We start from the raw sequence: 18279 nt of genomic DNA on the forward strand, positions 1-18279 counted from the left end.
TCGGCGGTCAATTCTTCTTGCGACCGCGGTAGGGAAGCCGTCGACTCGAAGGCCTGGCTCAGTCAACGATCACGGCGAAGTCGACCCACAGATGCCGCGGCCCGCGGAATATTTGGCTGTGCCGATATGGTGGCGGGTCCACCACCAGCCTGGGAACTTCCACCCGGCGCAGGAATGTTTCCACCGCCAGGTTGACCTCCAGACGCGCCAGCGGACCGCCCATGCAGGTGTGAATACCGCTGCCCCAGCCGAAGTGTTCGTTGTCTTCGCGTAGCGGGTCGAAGCGATCCGGGTTGTCGAATCGCCGAGGATCTCGATTGGCGGCCGCGTAGATCAGGTGCACCGCCGATCCGGCCGGGATCAGGGTTCCGCCGATCTCGACGTCCGCAGTAGCGCTGCGGCTGGGGAAGAACTGCACCGCGGACTGTAATCGCTGCACCTCCTCGATGGTCCGCGGAATCAACTCGGGACGTTGCCGCAGCAGATCCCAGGAGCCGGGGTTGCGCAGCAGCGTCATCACACAGTTGGTGATGGTGTTAACGGTGGAATCATGGCCGGCGACGAGGAGCAGCATCGCGTTGGCCGTCGTCTCCGGCACCGACATCGGCCCGTCCGGTCCATCGTCATGCAACAGCTTGGATAGCAGGCCCTCGCCGGGGTTGTCGGCATAGCGCGTCACCAAATCACCCAAATATCCCAACAGCGCGGCGGTGCTGGCCCGGCCTTTCTCGGCCAGCTCCTGACCCTGCGTGGACTCGCCCTCTGGGCCCAGATCGGTGCCCGTCATGAAGTCGAAGATCCAGGCGTGAAACATCGGCTCGTCTTCGATCGGCACGCCGAGGATCTTGCAGATGACCGCGACGGGTATCGGGTAGGCGAAGTCCTCCACGACGTCCAGGCGGTTGTTGCCACCGGCTTTGACCCGGTCTAGCAGGCCGTTGGCCAGCTGCACGATGAATGTTTCCATGCTCGGAATCAGGTCGGGGGAGTGCGGCGGGCCGAAGTGGCGCATGACCTGCCGACGGGCCCGGTCGTGATCGGGCGGGTCGGAAACGATGATGCTGGCGTCGCGTGCGTAGGCCTGCATGTGCTCGCTGCCAGGCTCCGCTACGGGCTGTTCACCGCCGAGACCCGAAGGGCTACGGCTGATGTCGGAGCTGATCCGGGGGTCGTGGGCCAAAGCGAGCAGCTCCTGGTAGCCGGTGACGACGTAGGTCTGGTCGGCGACCTTGGCCACCGGAGTCTTGCGCAGCTCCTCGAAGTATGGGTACGGGTTGGGCCGATTCTCGAACTTCATTGCCTCGGCCCAGGCCGTCTCGGGTTTCATCACCTTCTCCTATTTGGTCTCAACGTCTACAAATGGTCTCAACGACGCCAAATGGTTTCAGGGCTCGCACCGTCGGCGGCCGGTCAGGTTCTCGGAGGCCGGAATTCGGCGCCGCGCGAGGTCGGGTCGTGTCCGGTCAACACCACGTCGGGCATGGCGGTCGGTTCCTTGGGATCGGGGAACCGGGCCGGCATCGGCTCAAAGATGACGGGGCGGTCGTAACCCGGTGCGGGCGGCGGGAACGGCGCGGACTGCTCGATGAGCTTGGCGTAGTACGGCAACCACTTGCCGTGGTCGAAGGTCACGGCCCCGACGATGCGGCCCCGGTATCCGTACGCGGCGGCAAATCGGCGCTTCTCGACCGAGCCTTGGGTGAACACGATCTCATCGCCGAACGAGCACACTCCGACACTTTTGATGTTGACGCCGAACTGACCCGACCAAAAGGACGGCAGTGGCAAGTGCGGCCGCCGACCCAGCTCCAGGCTGATCATATTGTTGGCCGCTACCTCGGCACCGAAAACGGCGTTGTCCCAATGCTCTTGGGACATGAACTCGTATTCGTAGAGCACGTGCGGGGCACGTGCCACGTCGCCGGCCACGAAAATGTTGTCGGTTACCACGCCGTTGATGTCGAAGGCGCGGCAGCCCGCATCACAGGCCACGCCCCAGAAGCCACTCGCCAACTGCGCGCCCTCGAGCCACTCCACATTGCGGATCGAACCCAGCGACGCCACCACCACGTCCACTTCGAGTACGGTCCCGTCGGACAGCCGGGCCGCCCGGACGTGACCGGCCGCGTCACCGTCGAGGCCCGATACCGCAACTCCAGTACGCAAATCGACACCGGCGTCCAGCTGCATCTGGGCGGCGATGTCGCCGATCACGCCGCCGAGCGCACCGACCAGCGGCGCCTTGCCGCGCTCGGCGACCGTCACCGCAAGGTCGAGGTCACGGCACACCGAAGCAATCTCCGAGCCCACGAAACCCGAACCGACGATCAGCACCCGGCGCGGGCGCTGCTTGAGCGCGGCGGCCAGCTTGGCGGCGTCATCGCAGGTACGCACGGTGAACAGGCCCTGCAGGGCGGCCTCTTGCGGGTTGAACCACGGCCGTGCCCTGGTGCCGGTCGCAATCAATAGCCGGTCGTAGTCCACCTTTTCGCCATTGGCCAGCAGCACCTGACGGTTGGACCGGTCCAGGCCGACCGCGGCCACACCCAGGCGCCAGTGCGCGTCCACGGGGCGCAGACGAGGCAGCTTGGTGTGGTCGGCGGGCACCCAGCCCTTCAGCACCTGCTTGGACAGCGGCGGACGGTCGTAGGGTTCGTGCGGTTCGTCGCCGATGATCGTCAGTTGGCCGCGAAACCCCCTGTCCCGTAAGGCTTCCGCTGCACGCAGACCGGCTAGAGAAGCACCTACGATGACGATCCGGGCTTCGGCTTTGAACGTGTCGACCAACTGGCTCACCAGCGATGCGGCCGTCACCGCGCGTCCCGATCCGCCGGCGGGTCCACTTCGAGAATAATCGCCTGCACCGGACAGGAGGCCGCCGCGCGCAGGACCCGTTGGTGCTGTGACTCGTCAGGATTGGGATCGTAGACCAGTGCTTCCTCGCCGATGAGCCGCAGTACATCGGGCGCCAGCGGCACGCATTGCGCATAGCCCTGGCACTTGTTGAGATCGACCACCAACCGCATACCCCGACCCTTCCATCTGTTGGCGTGTCCGGCCGCGCCGAGACTCATTGTGACTCGCCCGCCCATCGTCACTTGTTCCCTACTTGTTCCGTGGGATTTTTGGCTCTTTGAGCCGGCTGTATGCGCAGTGAGCGGATCTCGCCACCGCGGATCTGATTTGCCGCCGCCGTTTGTGACCAGGTGATGTTTGGAATCGCGTATGACCGGCGCGTTAAAACCCAGATGCAGCCGCGGTATCCCGATACGCTTAGCCGCAATCGGATCGGTGATCGAGGCGGAGGGCGGGCGGCTTGTCACTTCTGGTCGTGGCTCCCGAGCTGTTGGCGTCGGCGGCAGCGGACTTGGAAAGCATCGGATCGGCGCTGAATGCGGCGACTGCCGCCGCGGCGGCCCCGACGACGTCGCTGGCGGCCGCTGCCGCCGATGAGGTCTCGGCCGCGGTGGCGGCGCTCTTTGCCGGGTTCGGCAAGGAATATCAAACCCTCAACTCGCAGGCCAACGCGTTTTATCAACAATTTCTGCAGTCGCTGAACTCTGCGAGCGGATCCTACGCGGCCGCGGAGGCGCAGAGCGTATCGCTATTGCAGACCTTCGAAACCGACCTGCTGGGTGTGGTCAACGCACCCAGCGAAGCGCTGCTGGGCCGGCCGCTGATCGGCAACGGCACCAACGGGACGGCCGCAAGTCCGAATGGCGGGGCCGGTGGGCTGGTGTACGGCAACGGCGGCAACGGATATTCGCAGACGGCGGCGGGGGTAACCGGCGGGGCCGGCGGTTCGGCGGGGTTGATCGGCAACGGCGGCACCGGCGGCACTGGCGGGGCCGGGGCGACCGGCGGAGCCGGTGGCAACGGGGGCTGGCTGTTCGGCAACGGCGGACTCGGCGGAGCCGGCGGTGCATCGAGTCCCACCGGCGGAAACGGCGGAATCGGCGGTGCTGCGGGCCTGCTCGGTACGGGCGGCAACGGCGGCATGGGCGGCCTCGGCGACGGCGGCATACGCGGCACCGGAGGCACCGGAGGTGGCGGCGGTCTGCTGTTCGGCCATTCCGGGGTCAGTGGCCTAGGCGGGGATGGCAGAACCGTCCCGCTGCACGTGGTCAATGTCACCGAGCCGGTGGTCTACGCCTCCGTCAACGGGGCCGCGAATACGCCGGTGCTGGTTGACACCGGATCGGCCGGCCTGGTGGTGTCACCCAAGGACGTCGGGGGCTTGCTGGGATTGGTCAACATGGGATTGCCCACCGGATTCAATATCAGCGCGTACAGCGGGGGACTGACCTACCTGTTCGCCACCTATCCCACCACGGTGGATTTTGGGAACGGCATTGCAACCGGACCCACCGACGTTGATGTTGTGCTGCTGTCGATCCCGACTTCGCCCTATGCCATCTCGACCTACCTGAACGCCTTCTGGCGCAATCCGTTCACCACTCCGTTCGACGCCTATTTCGAATCCGCCGGCGTAGAAGGCGTTTTGGGCATCGGGCCCAACGCGACGGGACCGGGCCCGAGCATTCCGACGTACGCGTTACCGGGCGACCTCAGTCAAGGTGTGCTCATCGACATGCAGGGCGGCGAGCTGGTGTTCGGTCCCAACCCGCTCACCCCTAACATCACGGTTACCGGAGCGCCGATCAGCACCCTGTACGTCTCGGTGAATGGCGGACCGTTGCAGGCAGTTCCCTCGATCATCGACTCCGGCGGGGTAACGGGCACCATCCCGTCGTCGGTGGTCGGGTCGACCTTGCCGGCCAACACCAACATTTACGTCTACGCCGATAGCGGCGGCACCCAGGAGCTGTACCACTTCAACACGAACACCTACCGGCCCACGGTCATTACCTCGGGGCTGATGAACACCGGATTCCTGCCCTTCTGGGAGCAACCGGTTTACATCTCCAATAGCCCCGGCGGGGTGGGCACAACGGTTTTTAACACGCCCTAGAGCCGCCGCGCTTTCGCCCGAGCCGGGCAAAAACGCGAGTTCCCGTCCATGGATACGTACCTGATGCGGCGATGCTCGGCCGATGGTGAGGGACGCTAGTTGAGCCTGCCCGCGGCGAAGGTCGCTGCCTGGCTGGTCATCCCGGACTGGATGTACGAAACGTGCGCCATGATGTTCCCGCCTCCGGTGCATATCGGATCGTCGGGAGCGCACAAGCTGATGGTCTTGGCGCCGTACAGCGGATTGATGGTCGGCAGCGGTTGTCCGCCCCACAACATGCTGGAGAACCCGCTGGATGGCTCGCCGAAGAGCGCGACGGCCGCGACATGATCGGCGACCGAGGCGGGCATCGCGGAGCTGGACAAATCGATTACGGTTGCGCCCTGCGAATACCCGCCGAGGACGATCTTGGCCTTGGGGCAGCTGGCGACCGTTTCCTGGATGTGCGCGCTGGCATCGTTGGAACCGATCGACGCGCTGTTGTGGTAGTCGTCGTTGGCGGGGTAATCGACCGCGTACGCACCCACGGATCGCTCCCCAACCTGCGAACTGAGCGCGTCCACAAATGCCTGGCCCACGTCGCCGAGCCCGGGATCCTGATGGGTCCCACGAGCGAAAACCACCGCGACGTCCGAACACGGATCGGCGCTGGCCACGGGGTGGACGATAGGCATGCTCACCGCCCATGCCGTCATTCCCACCACACCAAGAATTCGCGCCACGCCGCGTGCTGTCATGACCAAATGCTGACACACCGGCGGCGACGCCGGCTGCGGCGGGGTGCGGGGCCGATCGCTGCACGACTAAACCCAGGTCGCGATTCGAACTGCACACCACGGCGGTCGATCTCGGCGCGGGTCGCGCGGTATTGGTGTGCAATCTGCGGCAGGAACGGTTCCTCGCCGAAGCCGCGGTTGACCGTCACGTGTCCAGGCCCCGCATCTGCTTACCCCCGAGGGCTCGACAGGAAGGCTCGATTGCCGTATCTGTCCAGTGAGACGGCCTCACCGACGGGGCGACGCGTGGTGGGACCATACTTGCCGATCGGCCAGCCAACGGGAATCACCGCGCACGGCGTGACATTCCAGGGCAGGCCCAGGACGCGTCGGGCCAGCACCCTGCTCCACAGCGGCACGGTGATCAAGGCCGCACCCAACCCGGCCGCCCGCGCCCCGAGCAGCAGATTCTGCACCGCCGGATAGATGGAACCGTAGGCACTGCTGGTCGCAATCGGCGGCCAGGGTGCAATGACCCCCTTGAGGCAAGCCACCACCACGACGGGGATGTCCTCGAAGTGATCCGCCTGCCATTGCACCGCCTTCTGCAGTCGGGCCATCTTCTCGTCACCGCTGCGTTCAAAGGATCGCCGATAAAAGGGGCCAACCGCTTTCATGGCCCCGCGATTCAGCCGGCCCAGTTTCGCGACCACTTTGCGGTCCTTGACGACGACGAATTCCCAATTCTGCGCGTTTGAACCGGTCGGCGCCTTCATGGCGAGCTCCAACAAGTGCAGTACCAGCGCATCGTCAACCGGGTCGCTTTTAAGCCGACGGATCGCGCGTTGTGTGCTCATCGCCTCTTCGAGCGGCATCGCCAAGAACTCTTGCTCAGTCATATCCCGATTCCAGCACAGCCCGTGTGTCCGACAGCGGCAACCTTCTCGTCCGGCCCGCCCCGATGACGCCTATCGTCACCTGGGTGTGCGAACCGTCGGTCGAAACCTCTGCGGCGCAATTGCGCCGACGTCTCGACGGTGTGAGCATCCGCGATGCCGCGCGTCTTGGCCGGCGCCTGAAGCACCTCCGCGGCGCGAAACCCGAAAAGCTGCGTGCGCTAGCCGACCAGATTTCACAGGCCGAGTCACTCATTGCCTCCCGGCAAGCCGGCGTCCCGGCGATCACGTACCCCGCATTGCCGGTCAGCGAGCGCCGCCAAGAGATCGCCGACGCGATAGCAGCGCATCAAGTGGTCGTCGTGGCCGGTGAAACCGGGTCGGGCAAGACCACCCAGCTACCCAAGATCTGCATCGAGCTTGGGCGCGGCATCCGTGGAACTATTGGGCACACCCAGCCGCGCCGGCTCGCTGCGCGCAGCGTCGCACAGCGAGTCGCCGACGAACTGCGCAGTCCGATTGGCGAGGCGGTCGGCTACGCCATCCGGTTCACCGACCGGGTCAGCGACCGCACGCTGGTCAAGCTGATGACCGACGGGATCCTGCTCGCCGAGATCCAACGCGACCGCCGGCTGCTGAGCTACGACACGCTGATCCTCGACGAGGCCCACGAGCGCAGCCTCAACATTGACTTCCTGCTCGGTTACCTGCGCGAGCTGCTGCCCCGCCGCCCCGACCTCAAGCTGATCATCACGTCGGCGACCATCGAGCCGCAACGCTTCGCGGCGCATTTCGGCGCGGCCGACGGTGGGCGCGGCGGCGCGGCACCGATTATCGAGGTGTCCGGGCGGACCTACCCAGTGCAGATCAGGTACCGGCCGCTGGAACTTCCCGTCCAGCCTGGTTCCCCGCAGGATTCCAGCGATCCCGACGACCCCGACCACGAAATCGTTCGTACGCAAACCCGCGACGAGGTGGAGGCGATCATGGATGCGATCGCCGAACTCCAAGCCGAACCGCCGGGGGACATTCTGGTGTTCTTGTCCGGTGAGCGCGAAATCCGGGACACCGCAGAGGCTTTGCAGGAATTGCAGCACATTGAGGTGCTTCCGCTCTACGCCCGGTTGAGCAGCACCGAACAACAAAAGGTGTTCGCCCCGCATACCGGGCGGCGCATCGTGCTGGCAACCAATGTCGCCGAGACGTCGCTGACGGTGCCCGGGATCCGCTATGTCGTCGACCCGGGCACCGCCCGCATTTCGCGCTACAGCCGCCGCCTGAAGGTGCAGCGGTTGCCGATCGAGCCGATCTCGCAGGCATCGGCCGCACAGCGCGCCGGCCGGTGCGGTCGGGTTGCGCCCGGTGTATGCATCCGGCTGTATTCCGAGGACGACTTCGCCGCCCGCCCGCGCTACACCGAACCGGAGATCCTGCGGACGAACCTGGCCGCCGTCATCCTGCAGATGGCGGCGCTACAGCTCGGTGACGTCGAAGACTTCCCGTTCCTCGACCCACCCGACCGGCGCAGCATCCGCGACGGCGTGCAGCTGCTGCAGGAACTTGGCGCCTTCGACCAGCGCCCCGAAATCACCGGCCTTGGCCGGCGCCTGGCACGGCTGCCCGTCGACCCAAGGCTGGGCCGAATGATTTTGCAGGCCGACGCCGAGGGCTGTGTGCGGGAAGTGCTGGTGCTAGCGGCCGCGCTGACGATCCCCGACCCGCGGGAGCGGCCGGTTGACCGCGAGGAGGCCGCTCGGCAGAAGCATGCCCGGTTCGCCGACGAACACTCCGACTTCATGTCCTACCTGAACCTGTGGGGCTATCTGCTCGAACAGCGTAAACGACTTTCCGGCAACGCTTTTCGGCGCATGTGCCGGGATGAATTCCTGCACTATCTACGCATCCGCGAGTGGCAGGACCTGGTCGGTCAGCTGCGCAGCATCGCTCGCGACCTCGACATTAAGGAGGGCGGCAAGCAGGCCGACGAGCCGGCCGACCCGGCGCGGGTGCACGCGGCGCTGCTGGCCGGGTTGCTGTCACACGTCGGACTCCGCCGGGAGGATGGCCGCGAGTATCTGGGGGCGCGCAACTCGCAGTTCGTCCTTGCACCGGGCTCGGCTCTGACCAAACGGCCGCCGCGCTGGGTCGTGGTGGCGGAGCTGGTCGAGACCGCGCGGCTGTATGGGCGGACGGCCGCGCGGATCCAGCCGGAGGTCGTCGAACGCATCGCGGGCGACCTGGTGCAGCGCAGCCATAGCGAGCCGCACTGGGACGCAAAACGCGGTGAAGTAATGGCCTACGAGCGGGTGACGCTCTACGGCCTGCCGTTAGCCGCACGTCGCCGGGTGGGTTATGCCCGGGTAGAGCCGACCGTTGCCCGCGAACTGTTCATCCGGCATGCGCTCGTGGAGGGCGATTGGCAGACCCATCATCATTTCGTCGGCGACAATGCGCGATTGCGGTCCCAGCTCGAGGAGCTGGAGGAGCGGGCCCGCCGTCGCGATCTGCTCGTCGGCGATGATGACGTCTACTCGTTCTACGACGCGCGTATCCCGGCGGATGTCGTCTCCGCGCGACACTTCGACGGGTGGTGGAGAAAACAACGCCACAAAACCCCAGAGTTGCTCACGTTTACCCGCGAGGACCTGCTGCGCGCCGACAGGATTGCCGCCACCGCCGGCGCGGATCGGCCCGATGCCTGGGAGACCGCCGACGTCGAGTTGCCGCTGACATATCGGTTCGAGCCGGGAGCCGCCGACGACGGCGTCACGGTGCACGTCCCGATCGACGTGCTGGCGCGCCTGGGTGGCGACGAGTTCGCCTGGCAGGTCCCGGCATTGCGTGCAGAGCTGGTTACCGCTCTGATCCGGTCGTTGCCCAAGGACCTGCGTCGCAACTTCGTTCCCGCCCCCGACACCGCCCGGGCGGTACTGGCCGGGATCGACCCGTCGGGGGAGCCGCTGCTGGGGGCATTGCAGCGCGAACTACGCAGCCGCACCGGCGTTTTGGTGCCCATAGCTGCCTTCGACGTAAGCAAACTGCCGCCGCATCTGCGGGTGACGTTCGCCGTCGAGTCCCCGGACGGTACCGAGATTGCCCGCGGCAAAGACCTCGCGGAACTGCAAGAGCGGCTGGCCACGCCGGTCCGAAACGCGGTGGCACGCGCCGTCGCCGGTGAGCTGGAACGGACGGGCCTGCACAGCTGGCCCGACGATCTCGACGAACTACCGCGGCTGGTCGAACGCACGGTGGGTGCGCGTGCGGTACGCGGATTCCCCGCCTTCGTCGACGCCGGAACCACCGTCGACCTGCGCGTATTCGCGACGGGCACCGAGCAGAATCATGCGCTGGCACCCGGGATACGGCGGTTGCTGCGGCTCAGCGTGACATCCCCGATCAAGGCCGTTGACCGGCAGCTGGACCCGCGGATGCGCTTGGCAATGGGAACCAACCCGGACGGCTCGCTGTCCGCGTTGCTCGACGACTGCGCCGACGCCGCAATCGACGCCCTGGTGCCCGGGCCGGTGTGGACGCGAACCGAGTTCAATACGTTGCGCGACGGGGTGGCGGAGGCCCTCGTATCGGTGACGTTCGATGTGGTACGCCGGGTCGAGAAGGTGCTGTCCGCCGCGCGGGAGGTGCAACTGGCGCTGCCCGCCGACCCGCCGCATGGGCAGGCCGCCGCAATCACCGATATCCACGCTCTACTGGGCAGACTGCTGCCGCCCGGGTTCGTCACCGCAACCGGACGCGGGCGGCTGGCCGATCTGACCCGCTATCTGACCGCAATCCGCCGGCGTCTCGACCGGCTGCCCCACTCGATCGAGGCTGACCGGGAGCGGATGCAACGGGTGCACGCGGTGCAGCATGCCTACGACGAGCTGGTGCAGACGCTACCGCCGGCAAGGGCGACCGCCGCCGACGTCCGCGACATCGGCTGCCAGATCGACGAGCTGCGCGTCAGCCTGTGGGCCCAGCAGCTCGGCACCCCACGTCCGGTCAGTGAACAGCGGATTTTCCGGGCGATTGACGCCGTCCGTGGTTAGGCGGCCAACGCTGCACGTGCCGCGGCCCGTGTCTGCGATGCGTACCCGCCGCCGAACAACACCACGTGCGCCAGCAGCGGGAACAGCTGGTGCAGGCCGACGCGGTCGCGCCAGCCGGGCCGCAACGGTCGCACGCCTTGATAGCCGGCGAGCACGGCGTCGTACTGCGGGCAGCCGAACAGCGCCAGCATCGCCAGGTCGGTCTCCCGATGGCCGGCGTGGGCGGCCGGGTCAATCAGCACCACCCCGTCGGGGGTCCACATCACATTGCCGCCCCACAGGTCGCCGTGCAGCCGCGCCGGCTCGTCATCGTCGTCGAAATCACCAGCGTGACATCGCGCCACCACGTCGTCGATCATCGCGCGGGTGGCCGCATCCAGCCGCGCCGCCGCACGTTGCGCCATCGGGACCAGCCGTTCCTCGGCGTAGAAATCGCCCCAGCGCCGGTGCCGCCGCAACGACATCGGCAACGGCTGCGACAACGGTCCGAAGAACCCCGCCCCCTCCCATCCGTCGGGCCCGGCACCGAATGCTGCCGCACCGGAGTCGTGCGTGACGGCCAGCCGGCCACCGAACAGGCGCGCCGCTTCGCGGCTGGGAGACACCGCATCAAGCCGTCGCAGGGTCAACCTGTCCGCGCCGACAGAAACCACCGGCACACAGGGCACACCGCCGTCAACACTGGCGAGCCACCGCAGCCCGGCTGCTTCCCACGCGAAGTAGCCGGTGGGCGCCCCCGGCTGGCGCTTGACGAAGTCGGTCACCCCGGGACCGGCCGCGAGATTGGACGCGATGCGAACCCTACGATCGAGCAACACCTTCCGCTGTGCAAAACCGTGCCGACGTTCTCATTCACCATGATGGGGGATCGGCCGGTCACTGGGTACCCGTGGACACCGGGGATGCCTGGCCGCGGCGATCCACCGGCTAGGCTTTCGACTATGCCGTTGAGCGACGGTGACATCTTCGCCGGTTACACCATTCAGCGGCTGCTCGGCTCCGGTGGAATGGGTGAGGTCTATCTGGCCAAGCATCCCCGCCTGCCGCGTCTGAACGCACTCAAGATTCTGTCGCTGGATGCCACGGACGACGAGGAGTTCCGGGCCAGATTCATCCGCGAAGCCGAGCTGGCGGCGACGCTGTTTCATCCGCACATCGTCGGCGTGCACGACCGTGGCGAGTTCCACGGTCGGTTGTGGATCTCGATGGACTACGTGGACGGGAGTGATGCCCGCCAGCTGCTTGAGCAGCGCTCAGGGGCCGGGATGCCCCTACCCGACGTCGTGGAGATTGTGACGGCGGTCGCCGAAGCCTTGGACGTCGCGCACGAACGGCGCCTGCTGCATCGAGACGTCAAGCCGGCGAACATCCTGGTCACGGCCCCCACCGAGAGCGCACGGCGCCGCGTGCTGTTGACCGACTTCGGCATCGCCCGCGAGACCGACGATACGAGGGCGTTGACCGAGGCTCAGATGGCGATCGGTACCGTCGCCTACGCGGCGCCCGAACAGCTCACCGGCAAGCCGCTGGACGGCCGCGTCGACCAATACGCGCTGGCCGGTACGGCTTTTCACCTGCTGACCGGCGCGCCGCCGTTCGATCACTCCAACCGTGCCGTCGTGGTGGGCCATCACCTCAATACCCCTCCGCCCCGGCTTTCCGAGCGCCGCCCCGACCTTGCCCACCTCGACGACGTGTTCGCCAAGGCGCTGGCCAAGAATCCTGACGATCGCTATCCGCGGTGCCTCGATTTCGCCGAGGCGCTTGCCGCGCATCCGATCGCGGCTAAGCGCAACGCGGACCGGGCCGCCATTGCCACCGGGCCGCTCGATTCGGGGGACCTACCGTCCGTCGAACCATCGGCACGCCCGACGCCCTCCCCATCGGCCCCACCCGCCGGGGCACGGCGCCGTCCCCCACATAGCGGTGTGCACACGGCTCCGTTCGTGATTGACGACGAACCCGCCTCAACCAAGGGACCCCACACCCAGCGGCTGGACCGGATGACGGTGGACGGCACCGCGGTCTCGGTACAGAAACGACCTGCCGGCCCCGAGCAGAACGAGGAAGTCTGGTCGTTCTGTCTGGAGCGATACGAGTCGACCGGAGAGCCACACACCAGCATTCCGGTCGAACTTCGCGGCACCTCCATTACCGGGCAGCTGGCCAACGGTGACGTCGTCGGGGTCAGCGGCATCTGGGATGGCGGGACGCTGTTCGCCGACGCGGTGGTCAACTACTCGGTCGCCACTCGGGGCCGACGACGGTCGTCGGTCAAGGTCAAAAACGGCCGGCGAAAAGGGACAGCCAATGCCGCCCCGGGATCGAAGTCCCGCAAGGCGGGAACCGTCGCCGTGATCGTGGGGTTCCTCGCGGTAGTGGCGATCGCGGTCGCCGCGGTATTCCTCACCCACGGGTTCGGGAGGTGGTCGCCCAACGGTCCGGGGCCGATCGTCCAGGTGCAGCGCGCCACCGTGTTCTCTCCGGGTGGTGCGCCCGACCATCCGGGGGATGCGGGTCTGGCCATCGACGGCAATCCGAATACGGCCTGGCCCACAGACGTCTACGTCGATGCCGCGCCGTTTCCCACGTTCAAGAAGGGCGTCGGCTTGGTATTGCAGCTGTCCCAGCCCACCGCGCTCAGCGAGGTAACCATCGACGTCCCCAGCACCGGAACCGAGGTGCAGATCCGCGCCGCCGACAGCGCAACTCCGGCCAGCCTGTCCGATACCACCGAGCTGACTCCCAACGTGCCGTTGAAGCCGGGGCACAACCGCATCAGGGTGAACAACGCGACGAAAACTTCCGATGTGCTGGTGTGGATTAGCAAGTTGGGCACAACAAACGGACAGAGCCGCACGGCCATTTCCGATATCACGTTGCGCGCACGCTGATCCTCGGCCTGCGCGTCTTAGGTCGTCTACCAGGAAATCCGCGTAGGCTCCTCAATGTCTAGGGGCCATCAGAGCTGTCCGGGATGTCAGAGACACATCGCAGGTCAGGAGCGCACATGGATGTCGATGTGGCAGGCGCGAAAGATGCCCGCCAGCTGCGCGAGTTCACCGCGTTCGACGGCTTCTCCGATGATGAGCTGCAGCGTCTTATCGGGGCAGCACATCGAATTTCGCAGTCGGTGCCCTGGCCGCTGATTCGTGAGCAGACTCCGTCGGACGCTTGCTTCATCCTCCTCAGCGGGGAGGCGGGGGTGTATGTGGGCCAGGATCGCATTGCCGTGCTTGGGCCGGGGGAGGTGATCGGCGAATCTGCGCTTCGCCGTGGGAAGCTGCGTTCCGCGACCGTGACGACGACAGGGCCGGCCGAGGTGCTGCGGATCGAGCGCGATGATCTCGACCGCTTGCTCGAGGAGATACCCGCACTACGCGACACCATGGAGGCGACTGCCGCCCGGCATGTACCGGTGACCTTGCCGCCCAAGCCAAAACCGCAACATACGAAAATCAACGTCGCGGTCGCAACCGAGGTGGCAGAACGCTTCGAACAGACCGCCGCTATCGCCGGCATGAGCGTCGCGGCCGCGCTCGAGGATGCGCTCAGCCAGTGGATCGAACGTAACCACAAGCCTTAGCCTGCTGGCCGGTGATCGGTGTCACGGCGATTACCCGCAGTCGGCCCCCGGTCCGGACGGCCGGTCGGGCGTTGTCGGATCGCCGTCCCAGGTGCTCGGCATGGCTGGCGCACGCGGGCCGTCGTCGAATCCGTCATCGGCCAGGGTGAGCAAGCCTGCCGCGGGCCGGGCACCGGCCTTACCCGCGATACCGGCAAACCCGAGAGCACCCGCGCCACCGGATGAGGCGACCGCCGCGGTGATCCGCTCGCCGGGCGCAGAATCGGGTACCGAGTCTGCGTCCAAATCCATGTACTCGTAGCCGCGGCCCAGCTGCCCGACCTTCGCGCGTCGGCGCCGCTGCGCCCGTGCCGGTTCGTGCGGCGTCGGCGCCAGGGCCGGATCCTCGACGCTATCCGGCTCCGACGCTTTCTTGCGGGCACTCGCGCGTGCTGGCCTCTTGGCATCCGCGGTCAGACCACCAACCATGTAGCCGAGGTTCTCCATCCCCACCCCGACGCCGGCCCCGGTCATCGACGGCGGTGCGGTAGTCGGCGGTGGCGACGGCGCGTGTGTGAGGGTCACGGTGGTCGTATCCACGGGCGCCGGCGCTGGCGGAGAGGGCGGGACGTGCGGCGCAAGCGCGACCGGCGGGGTCACGGGCGCGGTGACGGGGAGCGCCGGCGGCGGCACGGCAACCAGGGCCGCCAAGCCCTTGGCACCGAGAGGTGCCAGCACGGCACCAGCTGCCAACGGCACCAACGGAGCGGTCAGCAACGGCACCACGGCCAGGAGTACGGCGGTCTGCTCCAACAGGGTTTTCAGCAGCGCGACGGTATCGGTGATGATCGTGCCGATGGCTTCGACGGTGGTGAACAGAATGGTCAGACCGATCGTCGCGGGATTCCCCGAAGCAAACGCCGCGGCCAGATCGGCGGCGATAAAGGCGAAGGTCTGCGACAGCAGGGTGATATAGGTGGCGATATCCATCGGGTAGCCGAGGGCAAAGGCGATATTGAGCGGGCTGAGGTAAGTAAGCGGATTGCCCAGGATGAGCAGATACGGATCAATTCCGGCAAACAGCGCCTGCAAGAACGGGATGCTTGCCAACCAGTTGATGAACGGTTGTAGGACGTTGTCGTAGAAAGCGGTGTACCCGATCGCCTGCAGCCACTGCAGGATTTGGTTTTGCCAGTCCGGGGGCTGGGCGGCGGCCTGTGCTGCCGTGAGCGCCTGCGCGTCGGCTTTCATGATCGGCGGAGCCGGGGTCGACCGCGGTGCGGCGGCCAATGCCGAAGTCGAAACGGCCTGATAGGTACCCATCACGGCGGCGGCTTGAATCCACATCCGCACGTAGTCGGCCTCGTTGAGCGCGATCGGGATGGTGTTGATGCCGAAGAAGTTGGTGGCTGCCAGCACCGCATGAGTGGCGTGGTTGGCGGCCAGTTCACCCAGGGTAGGCATGGCGGCCAGGGCAGTGGTGTAAGCCGCAGCTGCGGTCTGCTGCTGGATGGCCATTGCGGCGCTGTTGGCGCTTTCCTGCATCAGCCACATTAGATAGGGGCCGTGGGCGGCCAGGTAGGCCGCGGCGGTCGGACCTTCCCACCCCCCGGCCTGCACGGCACCCAGGAGGGCGGTCAACTCCTCGGCCGCTTCGGCATAGGTGGCGCTGAGCGCACCCCACTGGCCGGCGGCTGCCAGCAACGGACCCGGGCCAGGGCCGCTGCTCAGCAGCGCCGAATGCACTTCCGGCGGCGAGGCCAGCCAGATCGGCGCGGTCATCGATCACCGCCGGCGCGCGGGGGCCGGCCGATGTGGGGCGCGACCGGCATTCTTGCGGTGCGGGCTGGTAGGGCCATCAATCGTCCTCCGGTACGACGGGATGCCCGCCGCCTGAGGAACGTGCTAGCCGCTACCGCCGGAAATGGCGCCGCCCACCCGGCACCGCGTCGGCATAGCTACGGCCATCCGCCCAATCCACGAGGCGACGCGCTCCGGACACAACGTGCCCGGCGCGACTGGCAGGTCTTCGGACTCACAGGCTCGCACCGACGATGGTGCTCCTACTAACCGCCGCTTCCCAGTCCCACGGCCATGGGTCCAGTGCCGATGACGATGTTCGTTCCTGCATACCGCTGCGGGACAGTCCCGGATTCACACCGGGTTCCCTCTCGCGACGGATCTGCAATAGCATCCGCCGCTTGATGCCGACGACACTCAGAATGACGCCAGCAAACCAGCCGCGGGACTAGAATACGTGACCTCACGCGTTCGACCCAACGTTGACAACTAAGTCACAGGCGGTGCCCAGCCGACATCGCACGCTTTGGGCGGCCGCTGAGTGTCGGTGCTCGCCGTGGTCACCGCTGCTGCCGCATCGGTGATAATGGCCGAGGTGTTAACCGCATACCTGCATGCGCGCTTTCCCGAGGTGCGCGACACCCTCGACCGCTTCCCCCTCGGCGACGGGCCCACGCCCGTGCGTCAGCTGTCCCGGCTGATCAGCACCCAACCGGTGTGGATCAAGGACGACGGCGTCTACGGCAACGGTGGTTGGGGCGGCAACAAGGTCCGCAAGCTGGAATGGCTGCTGCCTGAGATCAAAAGACAGCGCCGTAGCACGATCTTGACTTTCGGTGGCCTCGGTACCAACTGGGGTCTGGCCGCCACCCTGTACGCCCACGAATTCGGCATCCACACCGCCCTGGCGCTCGTCGATCAACCGGTGGACGAGCACGTCGAGGCCCACCTGCAACGCCTCCGCGCATCGGGTGCCGACATCCATCTCACGCACAGCAAAGCCCGCACGGTCGCTGTTGCGCCATATCTTTACCTGCGCCACCGCCGGCCCTACCTGCTGCCCGTCGGTGGGTCGTCACCGTTGGGGACCCTCGGCTACGTCGAGGCGGGGCTCGAGCTCGCCGCACAGGTACAGGCCGGCGCCATGCCGGCACCATCGTCCGTCGTCACCGCGGTCGGATCCGGTGGCACGGTCGCGGGCCTGTACCTCGGACTGGCGCTTGCCGGTCTCACCGACACCCAGGTGATAGGCATCGTCGTCAACGACAAGCTCCACCTGGATCACCGCTCAATCACATCGCTTGCCGATCGGGCGGCGCGGCTGCTCGAAAGCCGAGGCGCCAACCTGCCACACACCGACTTGCCGGCAAACCGACTGATGCTGCTACGCGACTGGTTGGGCGCCGGCTACGGCCACCCGACCAGTCAGGGCACTCACGCGCTGCAACACGCACGCGAAACCGAAGGCCTTGACCTGGATCCGGTCTATACCGCCAAAACGATGGCGGCACTGCTCGATCTCGCGGCCAACGACCGGCTGCCGGGCGGACCCACGCTCTATCTGCACACCAACGGGCCCCGGTAGCACCCAATCGGTGAAAGCGCCGGGCGCGTGTGTGTCGCTTCGATCGCGATACTGCGCGCACTCACCGCTTCGAGGCTGCCGGCCGTGGTCGGTTATTCGGTGCCGGTGCTCGTCGCCTGGGCGGCGGCACCCAGTTTTGCAGGGCGCTGCGTCCAATCAACTGACAACCGTGGGTAGCGGCCAATTGTTTTGCTGCAGAGGTGAATTCTTGGTTGCTTATCACAATGCTCCGCGTGCATCCGTGGTGCGCCGCGCCCGAAACTACCTGTTGGACAGCCGCGACACCGACCGGTCTACCGTGGCGCTTGCACTGGATCGCCGCCCACTGGCCATCTTTTTGTGCGATCACGTCGACGCCGTAGTCGCCGACCGCCGGGGTGAATTCCACCTCCCAGCCCGCCCGGCGCAGGCGTTCGGCGACGTAGGCCTCAAACTCTGCCCCGTTCATGGCGTCGATTTCTGCCATGGTTGCTCGGGCCCGCCGCCACCGCAGCGAGCCCCGATTGGCCTTTCCGGACACCAAGAACGCGAAGAACATGCCGAAACCGGCTCCCACTAGCCCTATCTCGACGCTTTTACCGATGAACCCGATGATGAGCCCGAAGTAGAGCGGAAGGAACAGAAAGGCACTCTTCATGCCGCGAGCAGATCCCGTGAGCGCGGGAGGTTCGGTGCTCCTGCCGTTGACGAGAACCTGTG

Annotated in this window: 13 protein-coding genes and 1 riboswitch; of the genes, 5 read left to right on the forward strand and 8 right to left on the reverse strand. The window is 66.6% G+C overall.

Annotated elements, in window-relative coordinates:
* Window positions 1-58: 58 nt before the first annotated feature.
* From MB901379_RS13070 to MB901379_RS13080, 3 genes are all read right to left on the reverse strand, one after another.
* Entirely contained in the window at window positions 59-1327 is a 1269-nt protein-coding gene (locus MB901379_RS13070; protein ID WP_158017087.1) for a cytochrome P450, read from the reverse strand.
* An 83-nt stretch (window positions 1328-1410) separates the two neighbouring features.
* On the reverse strand, window positions 1411-2814 hold the full coding sequence (locus tag MB901379_RS13075; RefSeq protein WP_158017088.1) for an NAD(P)/FAD-dependent oxidoreductase: 1404 nt from the start codon (window positions 2812-2814) through the stop codon (window positions 1411-1413).
* Window positions 2811-3026 carry a ferredoxin gene (locus MB901379_RS13080; protein WP_158017089.1) on the reverse strand — a complete coding sequence of 72 codons (216 nt, stop codon included), beginning with the start codon at window positions 3024-3026 and terminating at the stop codon, window positions 2811-2813. The genes MB901379_RS13075 and MB901379_RS13080 overlap by 4 nt, the downstream gene beginning before the upstream one ends.
* A gap of 290 nt (window positions 3027-3316) precedes the next feature.
* On the opposite strand from MB901379_RS13080, the gene MB901379_RS13085 reads away from it, so the two are divergent.
* Complete coding sequence (locus MB901379_RS13085) at window positions 3317-4972, forward strand: PecA family PE domain-processing aspartic protease (protein ID WP_158017090.1); 1656 nt, start codon at window positions 3317-3319, stop codon at window positions 4970-4972.
* 95 nt (window positions 4973-5067) lie between these two features.
* On the opposite strand, the gene MB901379_RS13090 is transcribed toward MB901379_RS13085, so the two are convergent.
* Window positions 5068-5709 (reverse strand): cutinase family protein, encoded by a 642-nt coding sequence (locus tag MB901379_RS13090; RefSeq protein WP_158017091.1) that lies wholly within the window; start codon window positions 5707-5709, stop codon window positions 5068-5070.
* 209 nt (window positions 5710-5918) lie between these two features.
* Complete coding sequence (locus MB901379_RS13095; protein ID WP_158019139.1) at window positions 5919-6563, reverse strand: nitroreductase family protein; 645 nt, start codon at window positions 6561-6563, stop codon at window positions 5919-5921.
* 86 nt (window positions 6564-6649) lie between these two features.
* On the opposite strand from MB901379_RS13095, the gene hrpA reads away from it, so the two are divergent.
* Window positions 6650-10630 (forward strand): ATP-dependent RNA helicase HrpA, encoded by a 3981-nt coding sequence (gene hrpA, locus MB901379_RS13100; RefSeq protein WP_158019140.1) that lies wholly within the window; start codon window positions 6650-6652, stop codon window positions 10628-10630.
* On the opposite strand, the gene MB901379_RS13105 is transcribed toward hrpA, so the two are convergent.
* The gene (locus MB901379_RS13105; protein ID WP_158019141.1) at window positions 10627-11394 is read right to left on the reverse strand and encodes a fructosamine kinase family protein; all 768 of its coding nucleotides are present in this window, start codon (window positions 11392-11394) and stop codon (window positions 10627-10629) included. The genes hrpA and MB901379_RS13105 overlap by 4 nt on opposite strands.
* A 177-nt stretch (window positions 11395-11571) precedes the next feature.
* On the opposite strand from MB901379_RS13105, the gene MB901379_RS13110 reads away from it, so the two are divergent.
* The gene (locus MB901379_RS13110) at window positions 11572-13524 is read left to right on the forward strand and encodes a serine/threonine-protein kinase (RefSeq protein ID WP_158017092.1); all 1953 of its coding nucleotides are present in this window, start codon (window positions 11572-11574) and stop codon (window positions 13522-13524) included.
* Window positions 13525-13640: 116 nt separating this feature from the next.
* Window positions 13641-14216, forward strand: coding sequence for a Crp/Fnr family transcriptional regulator (locus tag MB901379_RS13115; RefSeq protein ID WP_158017093.1), 576 nt, complete (start codon window positions 13641-13643; stop codon window positions 14214-14216).
* Window positions 14217-14246: 30 nt separating this feature from the next.
* Here MB901379_RS13115 and MB901379_RS13120 read toward each other — a convergent pair whose 3' ends face one another.
* Entirely contained in the window at window positions 14247-15977 is a 1731-nt protein-coding gene (locus MB901379_RS13120; RefSeq protein WP_158017094.1) for a PPE family protein, read from the reverse strand.
* A gap of 221 nt (window positions 15978-16198) precedes the next feature.
* A riboswitch (cobalamin riboswitch) is annotated at window positions 16199-16413 on the reverse strand.
* 123 nt (window positions 16414-16536) lie between these two features.
* Here MB901379_RS13120 and MB901379_RS13125 point away from each other — a divergent pair.
* Complete coding sequence (locus tag MB901379_RS13125; RefSeq protein ID WP_232021835.1) at window positions 16537-17580, forward strand: 1-aminocyclopropane-1-carboxylate deaminase/D-cysteine desulfhydrase; 1044 nt, start codon at window positions 16537-16539, stop codon at window positions 17578-17580.
* Between the two features lie 61 nt (window positions 17581-17641).
* Here MB901379_RS13125 and MB901379_RS13130 read toward each other — a convergent pair whose 3' ends face one another.
* Complete coding sequence (locus MB901379_RS13130; protein WP_158017095.1) at window positions 17642-18217, reverse strand: restriction endonuclease; 576 nt, start codon at window positions 18215-18217, stop codon at window positions 17642-17644.
* Window positions 18218-18279 lie beyond the last annotated feature (62 nt).

The sequence above is a fragment of the Mycobacterium basiliense genome, assembly GCF_900292015.1.
Lineage (GTDB): Bacteria > Actinomycetota > Actinomycetes > Mycobacteriales > Mycobacteriaceae > Mycobacterium > Mycobacterium basiliense.